This is a genomic window from Shewanella sp. MTB7, assembly GCF_027571385.1.
In the GTDB taxonomy this organism is placed as follows: Bacteria; Pseudomonadota; Gammaproteobacteria; order Enterobacterales; family Shewanellaceae; genus Shewanella.
Window position 1 is genome coordinate 40,327 of sequence record NZ_CP085636.1, and the last position, 18,855, is coordinate 59,181.

Genomic DNA, 18,855 nt, shown 5'->3' on the forward strand with positions numbered 1-18,855 from the left:
TGTTTCTAGTGACGAATTTTACTTTTTACACCATGATATTATCGAGTAGAAAGTGGTAGTTTGCTTTTGACGTTAAAACATAATAATTAATAATAGGGAATAGCACATGGATCAGCTGGCTAATCATTTTAAATCTCACATCGCAGAGTTGAATCATCGCGTTGCAGAGATTGTTTCACGTGAAAACCTTTCTGGTTTGGTGATCCATTCGGGCCAGCCTCATCGACAATTCCTAGATGATATGGACTATCCGTTTAAAGTTAACCCTCATTTTAAAGCTTGGCTGCCCATTTTAGATAACCCCCACTGCTGGTTGCTTGTTAATGGTCGAGATAAGCCGCAGTTGATCTTCTACCGTCCGGTAGATTTTTGGCATAAGGTGGCTGATCTTCCCGATGCCTTTTGGGCTGATCATGTAGAGATTAAACTATTAACCAAAGCTGACAAGGTGGCTGAATTACTGCCAAATGATATCGGTCAATGGGCTTACATTGGTGAACATTTAGATGTTGCCGAAGTGCTTGGGTTTAAGACCCGTAATCCAGATGCCGTGATGAGTTATCTGCATTACCATAGGGCGAGTAAGACGCAATACGAGTTAGCGTGTATGCGAAAATCTAATGAGATTGCTGTTAAAGGACATATTGCTGCTAAAAATGCTTTCTTTAATGGTGGCTGTGAGTTTGAGATCCAGCAGGAGTATCTGACCGCGACTAATCAGGGGGAAAATGAAGTTCCTTACAGTAACATCATAGCTTTGAATGAAAATGCTTCTATTTTACACTACACCAAATTAGAGCATTTGCGTCCCGATAACAGACGTTCTTTTCTCATTGATGCCGGTGCTAGTTTTTTCGGGTATGCGTCAGACATAACTCGTACCTATGCTTTTGAGAAAAATATTTTTAGCGAGCTTATCGAAGCGATGAACAAGCTACAACTAGAGATAGTGGCTATGATGCGCCCAGGCGTTAAATATGTGGATCTGCATATTGCGACTCATCAAAAAATAGCCAACATCTTAGTGGCGTTCAATATCGCCTCTGGTGATCCACAAGAGTTAGTTGACCAAGGGATCACTAGCGTCTTCTTTCCCCATGGTTTGGGCCATATGTTGGGGCTTCAGGTCCATGATATGGGTGGTTTCCTCCATGATGAGCGTGGTACTCATATTGCGGCGCCTGATGCCTATCCATTTTTACGATGCACACGCACATTAGCGGTGAACCAGGTGCTCACTATTGAGCCAGGTCTGTATATTATTGATTCTCTGCTAGATGAATTAAAACAAGATACTAGAAAGAGTTTGGTTAATTGGAACACTGTTGATCTGCTGCGTCCTTTTGGTGGGATCAGGATCGAAGATAATGTGATTGTCCACAGCGACCGCAATGAGAATATGACCCGAGACTGTGGGTTAAATTGATCTGCTGCGCAGCTCAATTTTAGGCCACTGCGTGGCGGATATTTATTATTAAAGATACATACTTAATCATAGTTATTTTTTTGGTTAATGAATTGATGAAGCAAAAGGTGTGCTGTATTGAGTGATAGTTATCGGATCCCGTCGGCTGAATTGATTGTAGAAGAAGAGATAAAGCATAGTCGCTTTATCTCTTTTCTTTTTCAATGTCAGTCATATGAAGAGCTGAAGTGTGCACTTACTAACATTAAAGCTGATTATCCTGGAGCAAATCATTATTGTTATGCTTTTGTTGCTGCACAGCCCGACAATACTGTGGCTATGGGGTCCAGTGATGATGGTGAACCATCAGGGAGTGCTGGGCGCCCTATGTTGGCTATGTTACAGGGCGCGAATATTGGCGAAATAGGGGCTATCGTAGTACGTTATTTCGGTGGAACTAAGCTAGGTGTCGGTGGATTAGTCAGAGCATACAGTTCAGGCATAAAGCAGGGGTTAACCCAGTTACAGACACAAGTGAAACAGATCCGTTATCCTGGGTTACTTGTTTGTGATTATAGCCAGCTAAAAGATGTAGAGTATCTTTTAGCTCAATATGATTGTGTAATAGAGGAGCGGGGTTTTATGGAAAAGATTACGGTTAACTTTGTTATTCCCAAGCGATTTCAAACAAATTTAAATCGAGATCTGGCGACCATGAGCCAAGGGAGTTTAGCGGCTAAGTTTGAATTTTTGAAAGAGTGATTCAGCCTTGTCTAAAGCGTGTTAAACTGCCAAATAACCTGTGTCTACAGGTTATTTGGCAGTGTTGTGAGCAACTAGCTAGGTGGCCGAATTGCCATGAATTTTTAACGGATGTTATAAAACCTGAATGCAATATAGAACAATAATAAGAATCACCGGTTTTTTAATGGGGTTATTCTCCCTGTCACTGCTTCCTCCTGCATTGATAGCGGTGATCTACAAAGACGGTGGTGGTACTGCCTTTATACAAGCATTTTTTCTCAGTTTATTTCTTGGCTTTCTTTTTTGGTATCCAAATCGACATCATAAAAAAGATCTGCGCACTCGAGAAGGCTTCCTGTTAGTTGTGCTTTTTTGGGGGGTACTTGGGTCTATCGGTGCTGTGCCTTTTCTCTTTAGCAGTCAACCGGATCTCAGTGTCACAGATAGTTTCTTCGAATCATTCTCAGCCCTGACTACAACAGGGGCGACGGTGATTGTTGGTTTGGACTCTTTACCTAAAGCTATTCTCTTTTATCGACATCTGTTGCAATGGTTAGGGGGGATGGGGATTATTGTATTAGCTGTGGCCATCTTGCCAATGTTAGGTATCGGGGGAATGCAGTTATATAGGGCTGAGATGCCTGGACCTGTCAAAGACAGTAAGATGACACCTCGTATAGCCGAGACCGCCAAGGCTCTTTGGTATATCTATTTTGCCCTGACAATAGCCTGTGCAGTTGCTTATTGGTTAGCTGGGATGGATGTTTTCGATGCTATCTGTCACTCGTTTTCGACCATAGCCATTGGCGGGTTTTCAACTCATGATGCTAGCATAGGTTATTTTGATAGTACGGCGATAAACATGGTCTGTGTGGTGTTTCTCTTGATCGCCGCGCTCAATTTTAGTCTGCATTTCGCGGCGTTTACTCGGCGTGGTATCAACCTTAAAATTTACTTTAAAGATGCCGAATTTAAAGCATTGATCATCGTGCAATTAGTACTAACAGGGATCTGTTTTGCTACCCTATATCATTCGGGAATTTATGACTCTCCGGAGCAAACCTTAGATTTTGCACTATTTCAGGCAGTGTCTATCTCGACGACGGCAGGTTTCGGAACCGAAAGTTTCCATATGTGGCCACTGTTTTTGCCCATGCTACTTATCTTTTCCAGTTTTATCGGTGGTTGTGGTGGTTCTACAGCTGGTGGCATCAAGGTAATACGGATGATCTTGCTGTTAAAGCAAGGCTCGAGGGAGCTGAAACGTCTAGTTCATCCTAGAGGGATGTTCTCAATTCGTATCGGCGACAAAGCGTTACCCGATAGAATTATTGATGCGGTTTGGGGGTTCTTTTCTGCCTATGCCTTAGTTTTTGTCTTGTGTATGCTGTTACTAATGGCTCTGGGGATGGACAACATTACCGCCTTCAGTGCCACGGCGGCTTGCTTAAATAACCTAGGACCTGGCTTAGGCGAAGTGGCGAGTAACTATGCCAGTATCGGCGATGCAGAGAAGTGGGTGTTATTATTGGCGATGTTATTTGGTCGACTCGAAGTTTTTACTTTGTTAGTACTATTTACACCTACATTTTGGAAGAACTAAAGTTAGCCGAAAAATTATTTAGGATTATCGATGAACAAGACGCTTATTATCTACTCAACAGTCGATGGACAAACACGCGCAATTTGCGAGTTTATGAAAGGGATAAATCAAACTGCAGAGAGTGAGGTTACTGTCGCTTCATTGGAAGAAGCAAAGGAGTTGAGTTTAGCTGGTTTTGATAAAATAATGATTGGGGCTAGCATCAGGTATGGTAAACATCGGCCTGAGTTGTATCAGTATATTAATCATCATCACGCGGTGTTGAGAGCAAAACAGAATGCTTTTTTTACAGTGAATGTTGTGGCAAGAAAGCCTGAGAAGAACACTGCGGAAACTAACCCATATATGAAGAAGTTTCTTGAATTATCGTTGTGGAAACCTCAACAGCTAGGTGTCTTTGCCGGTAAAATTGATTATCCCAAGTACCGCTTCTTCGACAAAAGCATGATACGTTTTATTATGTGGATGACCAAAGGGCCGACTGATACCAGTGGTACTTTTGAGTTCACCGACTGGCAGCAAGTTGAAGATTTTGGCAAGGCGTTTGCCGATAGATAGGGTTAGCTGTGATGAGAACTAAAAATGCCAGTCGAGTGACTGGCATTTTTAGTTTACAAGTCAGGTCGCTTATTGTTTTAATAACTAAGCACAAAACTGCTTATACATGATCGATATGATTTTAGTGACTTGTTCATTCTTGAGTGAGTAATACACCACCTGCGAACTCTTGCGTGTAGAGACAAGATCTTGAGCACGTAAAACGGCTAAGTGTTGTGATAAAGCTGACTGACTCAAAGGAATCGTCTCATTCAGCTTAGTGACGCTGTATTCGTTCTCTAGCAATAGGCACAAGATCATTAGACGATAGGGGTTGGCGATAGCCTTAAGCCATTTTGCTGCGTTCTCAGCATTGGATAGCATTGCATCGACATCGATCTCTTTTTGCATGGGCTCATTCACTCCTTTGTACTATCTACCTATTGTTTCATTAGTTAATTCTAATTGAGTTGTAGAGTAAAAACAATCACTAGGACCCTTCGGAGATCTCAATTTTGAAGGGGAATTATATGAGCTAGTGCTAATTTGTGATCAATTATCCTGTTTATTGTTCGACATACTGAAACAATAGAGGAAGCAATTAAGATTATAAATTAGGCATGTGAATGAAATCAGTTCTTGTACTTTATTACTCCCGAGGCGGACATACCGCTAAGATTAGTCGTGCTATCGCTGAACATATTGAGCATCAGGGTCATAAATCGACCGTCATGCATATTAGTGAAGCGGTAAAGGTGGGGATCGACTGGACTAAGTATGACAGTGTCGCACTCGGCGCCTGTGTTATGTATGGCAGTTACGACAAGAGCGTATTTGAGTTCACCACTCAGCATCAGGCAGCATTAAGTGGTAAGCCGAACAGTTTTTATAGTGTCAATGTGGTGGCTCGTAAGCCAGAAAAGCGAGTTCCAGAGAATAATAAATATCTGCAGAAGTTTATCGAACTCTCTCCGTGGAAGCCAAAAGATGTCAAAGTGATCGCTGGTAAGGTGGATTATCCTTCATGGCGTTGGTGGGACAGACTCGCTATTCAATTCATAATGAAGATTACTGGTGGGCCAACCGATCCCAAATCTGTTATTGATTACACCGACTGGGATGACGTTAAAGTCTATGCCGATCACTTGATTAGCCTAGCTGAGTAATGCTCAGCTTTTTCTATACCTGTTATTTGAGTTGGCCTTCGAATGAAGGCCAACTCAAAGGCAAAGACTGCAATCCTTCTACTTGGAGAGGTTTATACGGGATATGTTACTTAGTATCGCAATCTCTTGACGCCAATATTGAAAATTTTACTTATAGATTAAACCATATGGATATTTTACTTATTCGCCTTGAGTATTGTTATTGGTCTTAGCTTGCCAATGATACCAAAAATTGACAAACTCTTTAGCTGGCATGGGTTTAGCGAATAGATAGCCCTGTTGCAAATGTACGTCTCTTGCTAATAGTGCTTGGGATTGCGCTAAGGATTCAACCCCTTCGGCAATCACTTCCAAGTTTAGACTGCGTGCCATGTTGACGTAGGCGTCCAATACTTGAGTGCGATTGTCAATCAGTCCCAAAGTATCGATAAACAGCTTATCAATTTTCATCACATCGAGATGTAACTGCTGCACATAACTGGCGCCGCCATAACCAGTACCTGCGTCATCAAGCTCTATCCAGCAACCTAAGGCTCTAAAGCGATCCAAATTAATCTTGGCATTGGGCATATCATAAATGGGTGAACGTTCGGTTATTTCTAAGGCTAATTGTTGACAAGGATAACCCTCGGCTGCCAGCTGCGTGAGCCAATCGACACAAATTGGCGATTCTATCTGCTCGGCAATTAAATTAACACCACAACGAAATTGGCTATCCGCAGTTAAAACTGCGGCGAGATCCTTAGGCATGTCGATTATAATTTGTTGAGTGACTTCGTTGATTAACGTACTTTGTTCAAGTTCGGCGATAAAACTATTTGGTAAGATCACCTCACCTTCAGGAGTTATCCAGCGGATTAAGGCTTCTGCTGCTACAATTCTCTGGGTTGAGGCATCAATAATAGGCTGGTAATAGGCTTGCAGTTGGCGTTGGGTAACCGCATCTTGCAAGCGATACCTTAAGCTCTGACGGAGCTGTATACGCAATTTATATGAATGCCGCAATAACAAAACAAATATTGTTAGTAGTAATAAGAAAGTCACAAAATAATACTTACTTAACGTTAATACTCGTTGTGGACTAACCACTGCGGTCACTTTAAAAGGAAACTGATCACTCTCGACGCTGACAATAGTTAGCTCTTCTTGGTTGAAACTGCCTAGCTCCATCACTATCTCACCATTACTCAGGTGCATATGAACTCGTCGATGACCCTGTAAATGGGCCTCATAAAAAGGATAATTCTCCATCAGCGGCAATCGACGTAGATTAACTTGTCGACCTTGATACACCATAAATAAATCGCGGCGCAGTTGACCTTGCCATTCATACTCACCCAGTAACAAGTTAGTTCTCTTCAAATTCGGCACCGGTAATAACTCACCGCTTCCTGTAGCATTAGGATCAAAATTCATATTCCCCACGGCACTGCAATAGTGCAATGGTTTATCATCCAGGCTACGCACCAAGAACAGACCGCCATTGACCGTGTCAAATAGAAACTCTTTGAGCAACTCTTTCCCCGCGTCATTACACTCTTGATAGGGGATCTGATCGAGCCTTTGTAAATCTTGGTAGGCGGTTTGTAAACGACCATCGATAAACATAACCAGATCTTGGGAATCATTTTGGATTTCGTTTTTGACCAACCAGTAACTGCTAGCAAAAGCCAATATAATAGCGATGGCGATGATCGAAGTTATAACCATTAAGGTAAGAAAGTGGCGATGAATGCTAATTGCTGGGGACACTTGTTGTCTCATTTTGTATTAATCTAAATTATCTAGGATTAAGGACACAAAACATAAATGATGATTAAATCAATACAACCTACTGTATTTTATCATGGTTGTATGATATTCGTCCAAATATGTGAAATTACACTTCCAGATGATTCTAAAGAGGATTTGACTGTTTCAATAATTCATCTTTTCATCAATTCAACTAGATAAGACATTTTTCATCATCAACAGAAATGCGTAAAGAGATTATCTAAGCAAAGTCATATTCTTTTTGATCCAAGTATTTCGAACTAATACTTCCAAAAGCTAGGGTGAAACAATACTGCTACAGTCAGTATCTCTAAACGACCCAATAGCATCCCAATAGCCAGTGCCCACTTTGCTACATCTGGCAGCGTTGAGAAGTTTCCTGCGGGACCAATAATGTTGCCTAACCCTGGACCCACGTTGGTGACGGCGGTGATTGCACCAGTAAAACTGGTGATGGGATCGAGTCCTGTTAAAACTAAAATAATTGAGAGAGCAACGATAACCATCATAAACAGTAAAATAAAAGTCACCAAAGAGCGTACGATATCATCGCTGATTATGCGGTTATTATAGCGTTCCTTAAATACACCGTTAGGGTGAAATTGCTGCTTAAGTTGCTCGCGCATGATAGCGCCCGCTATCTGGAAGCGGAAAATCTTAATGCCGCCTGATGTTGATCCTGAACAACTGCCAACAAACATCAAAAATAGAAAGGCAATATTGGCTAATGCTCCCCAAGCGGTGTAATCCGTGAGGCCATAGCCTGTGGTGGTGACTACTGAGACCACATTGAAACTGGCTAAACGCAGAGCATCAATGGGGGTTATCTCGTGTCCTAGCCATAGCCAGAAGGCAAGTCCAATGGAAACGGTAGAGATAAACAGAATAAATCCTTTTACCTGAGCGTCATTCCAGACCCATAGTGAACGCCGCTGAATGCTGTTGACGAACATAAGCAGTGGCAAACCGCCTGCGATCATAAAAATGATACCAACCCAGTGTGATTGGTTGGAAAATGCGGCCATTGAACTATCAGAGGTTGAGTATCCCCCGGTCGACAATGTGGTCATGGCATGGTTAATTGCTTGGAACCAGCTCATTCCGGAGAGGTGATAAGCCACTCCACACACAATGGTGAGTAGGAGATAGATATAGAAAAGGTGTTTAGCTATATCCTGAGTTCTGGGGATCGCTTTGTCGCTCCAGTCTGATGATTCGGTATGAAACAGTCTCATGCCACCGACATTGAGGAAGGGCAGTACAGCAACAGCCATGACGATGAAGCCGATGCCTCCCATCCACTGCAGCAAAGATCGCCAGATAAGAATGCTGTGATCCATGGTATCGAGCCCGGATAGCACGGTTGAACCTGTGGTGGTGATTCCTGACATCGTTTCGAAAAAAGCATCGGTATAGTTAATGCCGTGGTACAAGGTGAAAGGCATGGCGGCAAAGAAGCTGACTATAAGCCAGGTTAAACTGGTCAAAAGAAACATGTCTCGGATATTGAGATGTATGTTCCTACTTCGTCCCTGATGTATGCAAGCACTGGCAAAAGTGCCTGTGACCAACGAGGAGATCATAAATGCACCCTCAGTCTCTTCGCCATAAAAAAGGGCGAAAAGAAGTGGGATAAACATAAAGACTGTCAGAGTCGACAGAAAAATGCCCAAAATAAAGAGTAGAGGTCGAAGATTCAGCATAGTACTCATACCAATTAGATTAAACATCTGTTTGCACAGTATTTCTTCTTTTATTGCATCGCCGCGAAAATCTTAGAAGAAAAAAGCACTCGGCTGGAACAGTTTTTCAACTTCACCCACAAACTTTTTGTTCACTAGGAAGAGAATAACGTGATCTCCCTGTTCAATAATGGTGTTGTCGTGTGCCATTAGCACTTCATCGTCGCGGACAATGGCGCCAATGGTGGTACTCGGCGGTAACTTGATTTCGCCAATCTTCTTACCGACGACTTTAGAGGTTTTGGCATCGCCATGGGCGATAGCTTCAATAGCCTCTGCAGCCCCTCGCCTTAGTGAATAAACATTACAGATATCACCTTGCCTAATGTGGGTCAGTAGTGCTGAAATGGTGGCTTGTTGTGGTGAAATTGCGATATCAATATTGGCTTCTTGAACAATATCGACGTAGGCCTCACGTTGAATAAGCACCATGACCTTCTTGGCGCCCATGCGCTTCGCTAGTAGTGCTGCCATGATGTTGGCTTCATCATCGTTGGTGACAGCGATAAAGACGTCTGTTTGATCGATATGTTCTTCGAGTAGTAGCTCTTGATCTGAGGCGTCACCACAAAAGACGGTGGTGTTATCGAGTTTTTCTGATAACTCTTCGGCGCGTTCTTGGTTGTGTTCGATTAGTTTGACCGAGTGATTGCGCTGTAGTTGCTTAGCCAGCCCCATCCCAATATTACCACCGCCGGCTATCATGATATTACGATAGGTGTTATCTAGCTTCTGCATCTCACTCATTACCGCACGCACATGGCGAGTGTCGGCAAGGAAGAATACCTCATCATCGGCTTCGATAATGGTGGTGCCCCTTGGCAAAATAGATTTACCTTGTCTAAAAATAGCTGCAACCCGGGTATCAATATTGGGCATATGCTCACGCAGTGTAGCAAGTGCATTGCCGACAAGTGGGCCACCATAATAGGCGCGTACCGCCACTAAACTTAAGCGACCTTCGGCAAATTCGAGTACTTGCAGTGCCCCAGGATATTCAACTAAGCGACGGATATAGGCAGTGACAAGCTGTTCTGGCGCGATCAACTCATCAATAATAAAACCACCGCGAGGACTGTTATCATTTTTCTTGGTTTCGCTATTGATAAATAATTTATCGCGAAGACCTAAATATTGTTCAGAGCGGATCCGGGCAATTTTAGTCGGTGTACCAAATAATGAATAGGCGATCTGGCAAGCTGCCATATTACATTCATCGCTGTTAGTCACAGCGATCAACATATCGGCATCTTCAGCTCCAGCTTCTTTCAAGGTACTGGGATGAGCACCATGACCGAAAACCACTCGCAGATCGTACTTGTCTTGTAATGAGCGTAATCTTCGTCGGTCATTATCGACGACTGTGATGTCGTTATTCTCGCCGACTAAGTTTTCGGCTAAGGTACCGCCCACCTGACCTGCACCTAAAATGATAATCTTCATGGCCTTGCTTTATCCCTTTACTAGGCGTGCGTAATAGAACCCGTCCATATTTTCCATTCCCGGGGTGATCTGCCAGCCTATATCATCAGAGTTTGGCTGCTCTGAGATCGCAACCAGTGTCGCATCATCGGTTCTTTCAAGGAAAGCACTAATTTGTTGTGCGTTTTCCTGGGGAAGAATTGAGCAAGTTGCATATAGGAGTGTGCCACCTGACTTTAACCACTGCCAGCAATGATCCAATATTTTGCTTTGTAACTGAGCCAACTCTTCGATATCGGCCTGCTTTCTTAACCATTTAATATCTGGGTGGCGACGTATCACACCGGTCGCAGAGCAGGGAGCATCAAGTAAGATGCGATCAAATTTATCACCAGACCACCAAGCGTCAATATCGGCAGCGTCGCCATGAACAAGTTTGGCATTAAGCGCAAGACGATCTAGATTTTGTTGCACTCGTTCAAGACGGTTGGCATCAAAGTCGACCGCGACTAATTCGATATTAGCGCGTTCGAGCAGATGACAGGTTTTACCGCCGGGTGCCGCACAGGCATCGAGGATCAACTCGCCATCGACTGGAGCCAATAATGTCGCTGCCCATTGGGCTGCGCCATCTTGAACAGAAACGGCACCAGTCTCAAATCCTGGAAGTTGCATTACGTCTTTAGGACTCTCGAGTAAAATCGCATCACTACCCTTACCAGATATTGCTGGGATATCAGCTTCAGCTAATTGAGCGAGATATTCATCACGGCTTTGGGAGCGCATGTTGTTACGCAACCACATGGGAGGACGTTGATGACTGTTTTCAATCACGGCTTGCCAATTCTCTGGGTAGGCTTGCTTTAGACTCTTCACAATCCAGGTCGGAGTGTTATACATTAAGGTGTCGTTGTCGGTTGGCAGTGGCTTCTCTTGACGTTGAATATTACGCAGAACACCGTTAACGACCTTAACAAGGCCATCGAATTTCAATTGACGACAAGCCTCGGCGGTTTCAGAAATCGCCGCATGACTAGGTATACGAGTGAAATAGAGCTGGTAACAACCTACTAGCAACAGTTGATGCAAAATTCTCTGCTTACCTTTCAGTGGCTTAGCCATGCAATCGCTGACCAACTTGTCTAGTTGCGGTAATTGACGCATTACACCGTAACTTAGCTCGGCGAGTAGGGCTTTATCTTTACCACTTTCACAATGCTTCTGTTGCTCAGGTAGAGCTACAGAGAGTGAGATCCCTTTTTCTAACACTTGAAAAACGACTTTTGCCGCCAGCGCACGCAAATTCATATTATGTTGCCTCTTTTATACTGCTTAAGCGTGTGCCGGGCGTAAACCATTCACTACGAGAGTTAAGAATATCACCGACATTAAGCGGCTTCTTACCTGGAAGTTGCATATTGAGCAGTGTCAGTACACCTTCGCCTGTCGCAACGTCAATCCCTTCTTTGTTCGCAGAGATGATGGTGCCGGCAGGTGCGCTAGATTCAGCAAGACTCACTTCGGCTTCTCTGACTTTTATACTGGCATCTTGATGGGTGAAGTGGCTGATAGGCCAAGGATTAAATGCTCTAATCTCACGCCAAAGCTGTGTTGCTGTTTTATTCCAGTCGAGCTCAGCTTCCTCTTTACTTAACTTATCTGCATAGTTCGCCAATGACTCATCTTGTTTTTCAGCAACTAATTCACCTTTTGCTAGACCCGCTAACGCTTCGATTAAAGCGCCAGGCCCTTGTTCCGCAAGCTTCTCATATAGACTGGCTGAGGTATCACTACCTAAGATCGGTAGCCGAGTCTTTAATAACATATCACCAGTATCTAGGCCTATATCCATCTGCATTATGGTCACGCCAGTGCCACTGTCGCCAGCCCAAAGTGCACGTTGGATCGGAGCAGCACCGCGCCAGCGAGGCAGAATTGAACCATGAACGTTAATACAGCCTAACTTGGGCATATCTAACACCACTTTAGGCAAAATAAGTCCATAGGCCACCACAACCATGATATCCGCATTAAGACTGGCTAATTCCGTTTGTGCTTGCTCGTCTCTTAACGATGCTGGTTGAAAGACAGGAATGTTATTTTCCATTGCCAGTATTTTAACAGGGCTGGCTTGTAGCTTTTTCCCCCGACCAGCGGGCTTATCTACTCGAGAGTATACGGCGATGACATTATGATCTGAATTGATCAGCGCTTGAAGATGGCGAGCAGCAAAATCGGGTGTACCTGCAAAAATAACGTTTAATGGTTTCAAAAAATCTCTATCCTTTTCTTTCTTCGAGGCGCGCGGCTTTTTCAAGTTTTTGCTTTATTCTTTGTCGCTTTAGCGGCGACAGATAATCGACAAACAACTTACCTTTTAGGTGGTCTAACTCATGTTGTAAACAGATAGAGAATAAGCCATCAGCTTCTAAGGTAAACTCGTTACCTTCGGCATCTAATGCTTTAATGGTGACCAGTTCTGCACGTTCGACGTCGGCATAGATCCCCGGCACCGAAAGACAGCCCTCTTCATTGACGAAGTGACCGCTACTGGCAATAATCTCCAAATTAATGAAGACTTTTGGTCTCTCAACCTCATCCTGAAGATCCATTACGATCAACTGGTGATGATAATCGACTTGGGTTGCGGCTAGACCGACCCCCTTTTCTAGATACATTGTTTCTAACATGTTATCGATTTGAATTTGCAAGTCAGTGTTAAACTCAATAACTGGCTTGGCAATCGAACGTAATTTCTCATCTGGGAAACGTAAAACTTTTAATAAACTCATACATAAACTCTTAACAAGTCTGTCAAATCTTTATCAGTTGGTTATACTGACTTTAGCTAATGCTTCAATTTTAATCCTTAGTGACATTCAATAACAGCAAAAGCTCTCTATATACGCAAACTAGTTCAAAGTACTTTATATTTTACACCGAGTTCTAGCCTAGAGATTAAATAGCTATCAGCATGGAAAACCCCATGAAACGACTAATTTTACTCGCTTTAATGACATTTAGTTGCTCCATATTCGCCGATACTCTCACATTGAAATCCGGACACCCTGATTCCTATGTCGTTGTTAAGGGGGATACGCTTTGGGATATCTCGGGACATTTTCTTAATGACCCATGGCGCTGGCCAAAATTGTGGGGTGTTAACCCTCAAATCGCCAATCCTCACCTTATCTATCCTGGAGATCGCTTAACGTTAGTGTTTATTGATGGTGAACCCAGATTAGTGTTGAAACCTCATAAACGTAAGAGTCCCACAGGTAGAATTCAAGCTAAAGGTGATGCAATACCTGCAATTGATTTGTCTTTGATTCGTCCCTATCTTGTTCAAAATAGAGTCGTCGATAGTGATTGGTTCGATGATCAGCCTATGGTATTGGGTGGTGAGAGTGAATCTAGGCATCATATTATCGGTGATGTGATTTATGTTCAAAGCGTACTCACTTTAGGCGATAAATATGGTGTCTACTCAAAAGGGCGAGAGTTTGTCAGTAAAGATGGGGGAGATCTTCTTGGTCAAGAAGTCGTGTTAACTGCGAGTGGCCGAGTGGTTGAATCTGGTTCTGTTTCTAAAATTAAACTATTGAGTAATTTTCGTGAAACCAAAGCAGGAACGCGTGTTTTACCTATTGAGAATGATTCACTTATCTCTGCTTACTTTATGCCGAAGGCTGGCACTCTGGAGGGAACCGCCTCTATACTCGCATCGGAAAAGCATGTGAGAGAGATGGGTAAGCTTGATGTAGCCTATCTCGATAAAGGGAGAGAAGATGGTGTTGAACCTGGTCATGTCTTTTCTATCTATCGAGATGGTGTCGACATAGTGATAAATGGAGATGGCAAGCCAGTTCTACCGAGTGACCGTAGTAGTTATGATAACCTGTTAGGCGATATCTCTTCTGGTCATTCGGTCAAAATGCCAGATATCTACCGTGGTAAATTAATGGTATTTAAAGTGTTCGAAAAGACAAGTTTAGGTCTTATTATGGTAAACGAGAAAACGGTGAGGGTGGATGATAAATTGATCAAGCCTGATTCTCTTCATTTGCTAAGAGCATTTGCTGATTAATAGTTTCACTGAATTTGAAGATATAAGCTCTGTTTATCCAAGGGGGAGTGTATAACTGACAAACTGGTCGATTGGCTAGTTGTTAACGCAGTATCTGGGCTAGGTCCTGCTCGGATTCAACAGCTACTGAACTATATGGATGTAGAGGAGCTTAGGCAGATGTTAGAGCATGAAAAACATGCACTTCCTCTGCCTGAAAGTCTGCTTAAGCGTGAGCTTATCCCTAATTTCGCATTAGTTGAATCAGCTTTAGAGTGGCAAGAGTCCGCAGACAATCACTCTATTGTCTGTTTCGATGATCCCAATTACCCTAAGATGCTGCAGCAAATACCTTCTCCACCGCCTCTCTTATTTGTTAAGGGCGATCTGAGTGCTCTTTATCCGCCAAGTATTGCCATTGTTGGTAGTCGAGCCGCCTCCAGAGCAGGCTTACAGCTTGCTTACCAGTTTGGTAAAGAGTTAGGTGGGTTAGCGTTCTCTGTTAGCAGTGGGATGGCTGTAGGGATTGATGGTTCTGCACATCAAGGATGTATTGACAGTGGTGGCAAGACTTTGGCTGTTTTAGGCACTGGGGTTGATGTTATTTACCCTAAGCGACATCGCAAAATATATGAAAGTATTCAAACTAATGGCGCTATTATTAGTGAATTTTGGCCAGGTACTCAGCCTTTTTCTGGTAACTTCCCGAAACGTAATCGTATTATCAGCGGTCTATCTCTAGGTACGCTAGTGGTCGAAGCCTGCAGAAAAAGTGGTTCGTTGATCACCGCTAGGCTGGCTTTAGAGCAGGGCAGAGAGGTTTTTGCTATTCCAGGCAGTATATTGGCTGAAAACAACCAAGGTTGTCATGATTTGATTAAAGACGGGGCAAAGCTTGTCGAGAATGTGGCCGATATAATAGTGGAAGTATCAGTTTTATGTGATTTTCACCTTGAAGAATTGAAAAATAGTCACCATATAGAGGGGGAGAACACTTCTGATTTGCCATTTGCCTCTCTGTTAGCTAGTGTTGGATATGAGGCCACTGCAATTGATGTTGTGGTTGAGCATAGTGGAAAAGCCATAGAGTTAGTATTAGAGCAAATGCTTGAACTTGAGCTACAAGGTTGGATCGCTGTAGTACCCGGTGGTTACGTAAGAATAAGGAGGAGCTAGCCATGTTTGATATCCTCATGTACCTGTTTGAAAACTATGTTCACAGTGAAGTTGAGTTTCTCGTGGATGAAGATGAGTTAACACAAGAGTTAACACGTGCTGGATTTCATCAGTCCGAAATTATCAAGGCCTTGTCTTGGCTTGAAAATTTAGCCGAGTTACAGGAGGGTGACAAACCCTACTTATGCAATCATGCTCAACACTCCTTCAGAATTTACACTCAAAATGAGATGGATAAACTGGATGTTGAGTGTCGTGGTTTTATTCTGTTTTTGGAGCAGATTGAAGTCCTGAGTGTTGTGACTCGCGAGATGGTTATCGATCGTGTCATGGAACTGGATGAAACAGTTCTTATTCTCGAAGATCTAAAATGGGTTGTGCTTATGGTGCTATTTAATGTACCGGGTAATGAGTCAGCCTATGAGCAGATGGAAGATCTGATATTCGAGCAGCCCGATGGTAGACTTCACTCGTAGTGAACCGCATATTGTTGCGAAAAAGAAAGGAGGCTTAGCCTCCTTTTTTGTACACGGAAGTACTTATCCCTGAACGCAAGGATTGCGTAAGAAGGGATTTGTGTCCGGCCAACTATTTACCCTGAGAATAGGTTCCCAACATTTATCGGCATTTCCTCCTTGACCCACATGGAGGTGGGGAATGCCATGAAGGTATCTGGAGTATCTTTGGCCCTTGGAGGTCAGAACACTTGTGCTTACAAAATTAAAGCCGGCCAGCCTTCTTACTTAGCTTTTCAGTTTTAATAGTGCAGATGCTTATTATCTTGCTTTAGGTGCTCTGGCTGCAAATAGTCACGGTAACTGTAACGATTCTGTTTATGCAGCCTTGGTTTCGTCTTCTCTTTAGTGTCATCAAATTGCTCGACCTGAATATTTAACCAAGCGGAGAACTGGGGTTGATGCTGAATGAGTTTCTGCAGTAGTAGTTCATAACCTTCGAAGTAGTCCGTCTTTAGATATTGGCTTAATTGCACGAAATCACTGTGGTGATGCTCTGCTAAGAAGCGGACAGCCATATAACTCCATTTGTAAGTTCTGTCTTGACCGTCTTTATATTCGGTGGCGAATATCTCCTCCAGTGACGGCGCTTTATCAATATCACGCTTGATGATTTTGAGTGTATTTGGGTTTGAGTCACCCTTAGAAATATATTCAGCTAGCCCTTCAGACCACCACACCATTTTTGCTGGAAAATGTCCGAATCCACCATATTTCACAAAGTGACCATCTAGATAGTGAACGTATTCGTGGTTTAAATTCCAGATAGCAAAGTCAGGTTCAATCCAAAATTGTCGATAAGCGAAGAAAGTAGCCTGATTATCTGGCTTAGAAGGCGTGCCCTCGATATACATGCCGCCATTATCTGTGTTTATGTCGAATAGTAGCTGACCATAAGCATTATATTGACTCCAGTTTTTAAAGGCGACGACCCGTAATGCGGTACTAAAATCATTGGCGGTGGCTTGATGTCCAGTTTCAAGCACTTGATGGAAGTTGGCTTCTTGTGAGGTTAATTTGAAACAACTGGTCGCCAACTCCTCTCTATTTAGATCTTGAGCTAAGATAAATAGACTATCGGAGCAGGGATGATTAATGGGTAAAATATCAGCTAGTTCGGGGATACGACAAACATCATTGTTCTGCTCACAGCTCTCTTTCCCTGCAAAAGCGTTGACATGAAAACCCAATGTATAGGTGTCTTTGGCGTCATCACCTCTAGCGGCCACATCCGCCTTTGCTATATTGGCAACAGCCTGATCTATGCTGTTTTCTGCTACAGTAGGTTCATCATTTTCACTTGTTGGTAAGGCTAAGCGATAGAGTCCCAACGCCCAGTAAACGTTCGCTTTTGGCCAGTCATTTGTTGCTCTTATGCTCGTTGATGACCCAGCAAAACTCAGTAAAGGTTGAGCTAAATTCAATGCTATAATTTGCTTATTTAACTCGCCGTCGGTATCTTTTCTTGCACTATTAAATAGCATGCCATAGGCCTTGAGGGTTTCCCAAAGTCCGTAATCGTTAGTGATACTAGGCTTACTGTTTGCAAGTGAATTAAGTTGAGTTTCGAGCTGGGGGGCCAGTGTTGCTAAGTGTTGCGCGTTGTCATTATCAGCGTAGTAACGGTATAAAGTCACCGCGAAATGCTCTTGCAGGCGAGATGATTGAGTAAAAAATGGCTTAATAATGAGCTGAGACAGACCAAAAGTCAGGGTACTGATGCTATCGCTATCGAGTGTATCGATGGGGCCAAAATAACTAAAAGCACGAAGATAGTAGAGGAGCTTATCGGCTTGCTGTTCATCGGCTATAGAAGCGAGAGATAATCCGACCTGATCAAATGTTTCCTTTGTTAACAACGGGCTACTTGCATCAAATAGTGAAGGTTCGTTAACCTGAATGACTTTATCTATCTGAGCTTGATTTAAACTAATGTTCGGGGCAGAACTGCAGCCAGAGAGTCCAACGAGGGCGGGTGAGATAAGAGCAAGGGCAATGATTGAGCGACGAAACATAACAACTCCTTATTTTTGGATACAATATACTAATATTTTGTAAATATAACTAGTAGTATTAGTGTTTCCCTGTATCGCAATAGCTTGATAAAATATGACCATATAAGGTAAGTGAGATAAGCATGTCTAAGATCGATCAACAGCTATTTAGCTCCCATGAGCATGCACTAGAGAAAGAGTATGAACTCTGTCCTAAATGCGGCAGTGAGCTGTCAGTGAAAAACAGCAAGCATGGTGGTTTCATTGGCTGTAATAATTATCCAAATTGCGACTACACCAGACCATTGGTTCAGCACGAGTCGATAGAGACTCAGGTGATTGAGGGCTCATCTTGCCCTGATTGTGGTAATGAGCTGGCTGTTAAGTCAGGACGGTTTGGTATTTTTATTGGCTGCACTCACTATCCTGAATGCAAACATATCGAAAAGCATGATCAAGAGTTGGCAGGTAGTGAGATCCCCTGTCCTATCTGTAAAAAAGGTCATGTTGAGCATAGAACTAGCCGTTTTGGTAAGACCTTTTATGCCTGTAGTGGATACCCTAAGTGTAAATTCCTCGTTAACTACCCACCAGTAAACGAAGTTTGCCCTGAGTGTGGCTTCGGTATTTTAGTTGAACGTAAAGGTGCGGCTGGTGGAAGGATGGAATGCCCGCAAAAACAGTGCAAATACAAACGAGCCATATAGGCTTT

17 protein-coding genes are annotated in these 18,855 nt (G+C 43.1%); 9 read left to right on the forward strand and 8 right to left on the reverse strand.

The annotated features are described in order from the left end of the window. Positions 1-106 precede the first annotated feature (106 nt). The 4 genes from pepQ to hemG (HWQ47_RS00175) all read left to right on the forward strand — a co-directional run bounded on the left by pepQ (position 107) and on the right by hemG (HWQ47_RS00175) (position 4,310). Positions 107-1,426, forward strand: coding sequence for a Xaa-Pro dipeptidase (pepQ, locus tag HWQ47_RS00160; protein ID WP_269969206.1), 1,320 nt, complete (start codon positions 107-109; stop codon positions 1,424-1,426). A gap of 117 nt (positions 1,427-1,543) precedes the next feature. After that, a complete protein-coding gene (locus HWQ47_RS00165; protein ID WP_269969207.1) occupies positions 1,544-2,167 on the forward strand; it encodes a YigZ family protein in 624 nt (207 codons plus the stop codon). 127 nt (positions 2,168-2,294) lie between these two features. Continuing rightward, positions 2,295-3,752: a TrkH family potassium uptake protein gene (locus HWQ47_RS00170; RefSeq protein ID WP_269969208.1), complete on the forward strand. Its 1,458-nt coding sequence runs from the start codon at positions 2,295-2,297 to the stop codon at positions 3,750-3,752. A 30-nt stretch (positions 3,753-3,782) separates the two neighbouring features. Continuing rightward, complete coding sequence (hemG, locus tag HWQ47_RS00175; protein ID WP_269969209.1) at positions 3,783-4,310, forward strand: menaquinone-dependent protoporphyrinogen IX dehydrogenase; 528 nt, start codon at positions 3,783-3,785, stop codon at positions 4,308-4,310. An 84-nt stretch (positions 4,311-4,394) separates the two neighbouring features. On the opposite strand, the gene HWQ47_RS00180 is transcribed toward hemG (HWQ47_RS00175), so the two are convergent. Next, on the reverse strand, positions 4,395-4,700 hold the full coding sequence (locus HWQ47_RS00180) for an ArsR/SmtB family transcription factor (RefSeq protein WP_269969210.1): 306 nt from the start codon (positions 4,698-4,700) through the stop codon (positions 4,395-4,397). A 215-nt stretch (positions 4,701-4,915) separates the two neighbouring features. Here HWQ47_RS00180 and hemG (HWQ47_RS00185) point away from each other — a divergent pair, with 215 nt between their 5' ends. Then, the gene (gene hemG / locus HWQ47_RS00185; protein ID WP_269969211.1) at positions 4,916-5,455 is read left to right on the forward strand and encodes a menaquinone-dependent protoporphyrinogen IX dehydrogenase; all 540 of its coding nucleotides are present in this window, start codon (positions 4,916-4,918) and stop codon (positions 5,453-5,455) included. 180 nt (positions 5,456-5,635) lie between these two features. Here hemG (HWQ47_RS00185) and HWQ47_RS00190 read toward each other — a convergent pair whose 3' ends face one another. From HWQ47_RS00190 to def, 6 genes are all read right to left on the reverse strand, one after another. Further along, positions 5,636-7,207, reverse strand: coding sequence for an EAL domain-containing protein (locus tag HWQ47_RS00190; protein ID WP_269969212.1), 1,572 nt, complete (start codon positions 7,205-7,207; stop codon positions 5,636-5,638). A 281-nt stretch (positions 7,208-7,488) separates the two neighbouring features. Next, positions 7,489-8,931: a TrkH family potassium uptake protein gene (locus HWQ47_RS00195; RefSeq protein ID WP_269969213.1), complete on the reverse strand. Its 1,443-nt coding sequence runs from the start codon at positions 8,929-8,931 to the stop codon at positions 7,489-7,491. A gap of 72 nt (positions 8,932-9,003) precedes the next feature. Next, positions 9,004-10,413 (reverse strand): Trk system potassium transporter TrkA, encoded by a 1,410-nt coding sequence (trkA, locus tag HWQ47_RS00200; RefSeq protein WP_269969214.1) that lies wholly within the window; start codon positions 10,411-10,413, stop codon positions 9,004-9,006. Positions 10,414-10,422: 9 nt separating this feature from the next. Further along, positions 10,423-11,700 carry a 16S rRNA (cytosine(967)-C(5))-methyltransferase RsmB gene (gene rsmB, locus HWQ47_RS00205; protein ID WP_269969215.1) on the reverse strand — a complete coding sequence of 426 codons (1,278 nt, stop codon included), beginning with the start codon at positions 11,698-11,700 and terminating at the stop codon, positions 10,423-10,425. A 1-nt stretch (position 11,701) separates the two neighbouring features. Then, on the reverse strand, positions 11,702-12,664 hold the full coding sequence (fmt, locus tag HWQ47_RS00210) for a methionyl-tRNA formyltransferase (protein ID WP_269969216.1): 963 nt from the start codon (positions 12,662-12,664) through the stop codon (positions 11,702-11,704). Between the two features lie 7 nt (positions 12,665-12,671). Further along, on the reverse strand, positions 12,672-13,184 hold the full coding sequence (def, locus tag HWQ47_RS00215; protein ID WP_269969217.1) for a peptide deformylase: 513 nt from the start codon (positions 13,182-13,184) through the stop codon (positions 12,672-12,674). Positions 13,185-13,366: 182 nt separating this feature from the next. On the opposite strand from def, the gene HWQ47_RS00220 reads away from it, so the two are divergent. The 3 genes from HWQ47_RS00220 (at position 13,367) to HWQ47_RS00230 (ending at position 16,110) form a co-directional block, all read left to right on the forward strand. Continuing rightward, positions 13,367-14,479, forward strand: coding sequence for a LysM peptidoglycan-binding domain-containing protein (locus HWQ47_RS00220; protein ID WP_269969218.1), 1,113 nt, complete (start codon positions 13,367-13,369; stop codon positions 14,477-14,479). A gap of 135 nt (positions 14,480-14,614) precedes the next feature. Beyond that, positions 14,615-15,634: a DNA-processing protein DprA gene (gene dprA / locus HWQ47_RS00225; protein ID WP_269969219.1), complete on the forward strand. Its 1,020-nt coding sequence runs from the start codon at positions 14,615-14,617 to the stop codon at positions 15,632-15,634. A 2-nt stretch (positions 15,635-15,636) separates the two neighbouring features. Continuing rightward, positions 15,637-16,110: a DUF494 family protein gene (locus HWQ47_RS00230; protein WP_269969220.1), complete on the forward strand. Its 474-nt coding sequence runs from the start codon at positions 15,637-15,639 to the stop codon at positions 16,108-16,110. A 281-nt stretch (positions 16,111-16,391) separates the two neighbouring features. Here the strand turns inward: HWQ47_RS00230 and HWQ47_RS00235 are convergent, their stop codons facing one another. Next, positions 16,392-18,164 carry a collagenase gene (locus tag HWQ47_RS00235; protein WP_269969221.1) on the reverse strand — a complete coding sequence of 591 codons (1,773 nt, stop codon included), beginning with the start codon at positions 18,162-18,164 and terminating at the stop codon, positions 16,392-16,394. Positions 18,165-18,286: 122 nt separating this feature from the next. Between HWQ47_RS00235 and HWQ47_RS00240 the strand changes: the two genes are divergently transcribed. Continuing rightward, on the forward strand, positions 18,287-18,850 hold the full coding sequence (locus tag HWQ47_RS00240; RefSeq protein ID WP_269969222.1) for a DNA topoisomerase family protein: 564 nt from the start codon (positions 18,287-18,289) through the stop codon (positions 18,848-18,850). The last annotated feature ends 5 nt before the right edge of the window (positions 18,851-18,855 follow it).

Bases quoted from the DNA above. Each gene is read 5' to 3' on its own strand.
- pepQ (WP_269969206.1), top strand. From the start codon at position 107: ATGGATCAGCTGGCTAATCATTTTAAATCTCACATCGCAGAGTTGAAT.
- HWQ47_RS00195 (WP_269969213.1), bottom strand. From the start codon at position 8,931: ATGCTGAATCTTCGACCTCTACTCTTTATTTTGGGCATTTTTCTGTCG.
- HWQ47_RS00230 (WP_269969220.1), top strand. From the start codon at position 15,637: ATGTTTGATATCCTCATGTACCTGTTTGAAAACTATGTTCACAGTGAA.
- hemG (WP_269969209.1), top strand. From the start codon at position 3,783: ATGAACAAGACGCTTATTATCTACTCAACAGTCGATGGACAAACACGC.
- dprA (WP_269969219.1), top strand. From the start codon at position 14,615: ATGGATGTAGAGGAGCTTAGGCAGATGTTAGAGCATGAAAAACATGCA.
- trkA (WP_269969214.1), bottom strand. From the start codon at position 10,413: ATGAAGATTATCATTTTAGGTGCAGGTCAGGTGGGCGGTACCTTAGCC.
- hemG (WP_269969211.1), top strand. From the start codon at position 4,916: ATGAAATCAGTTCTTGTACTTTATTACTCCCGAGGCGGACATACCGCT.
- HWQ47_RS00180 (WP_269969210.1), bottom strand. From the start codon at position 4,700: ATGCAAAAAGAGATCGATGTCGATGCAATGCTATCCAATGCTGAGAAC.
- rsmB (WP_269969215.1), bottom strand. From the start codon at position 11,700: ATGAATTTGCGTGCGCTGGCGGCAAAAGTCGTTTTTCAAGTGTTAGAA.
- HWQ47_RS00220 (WP_269969218.1), top strand. From the start codon at position 13,367: ATGGAAAACCCCATGAAACGACTAATTTTACTCGCTTTAATGACATTT.
- HWQ47_RS00170 (WP_269969208.1), top strand. From the start codon at position 2,295: ATGCAATATAGAACAATAATAAGAATCACCGGTTTTTTAATGGGGTTA.
- HWQ47_RS00235 (WP_269969221.1), bottom strand. From the start codon at position 18,164: ATGTTTCGTCGCTCAATCATTGCCCTTGCTCTTATCTCACCCGCCCTC.
- def (WP_269969217.1), bottom strand. From the start codon at position 13,184: ATGAGTTTATTAAAAGTTTTACGTTTCCCAGATGAGAAATTACGTTCG.
- HWQ47_RS00240 (WP_269969222.1), top strand. From the start codon at position 18,287: ATGTCTAAGATCGATCAACAGCTATTTAGCTCCCATGAGCATGCACTA.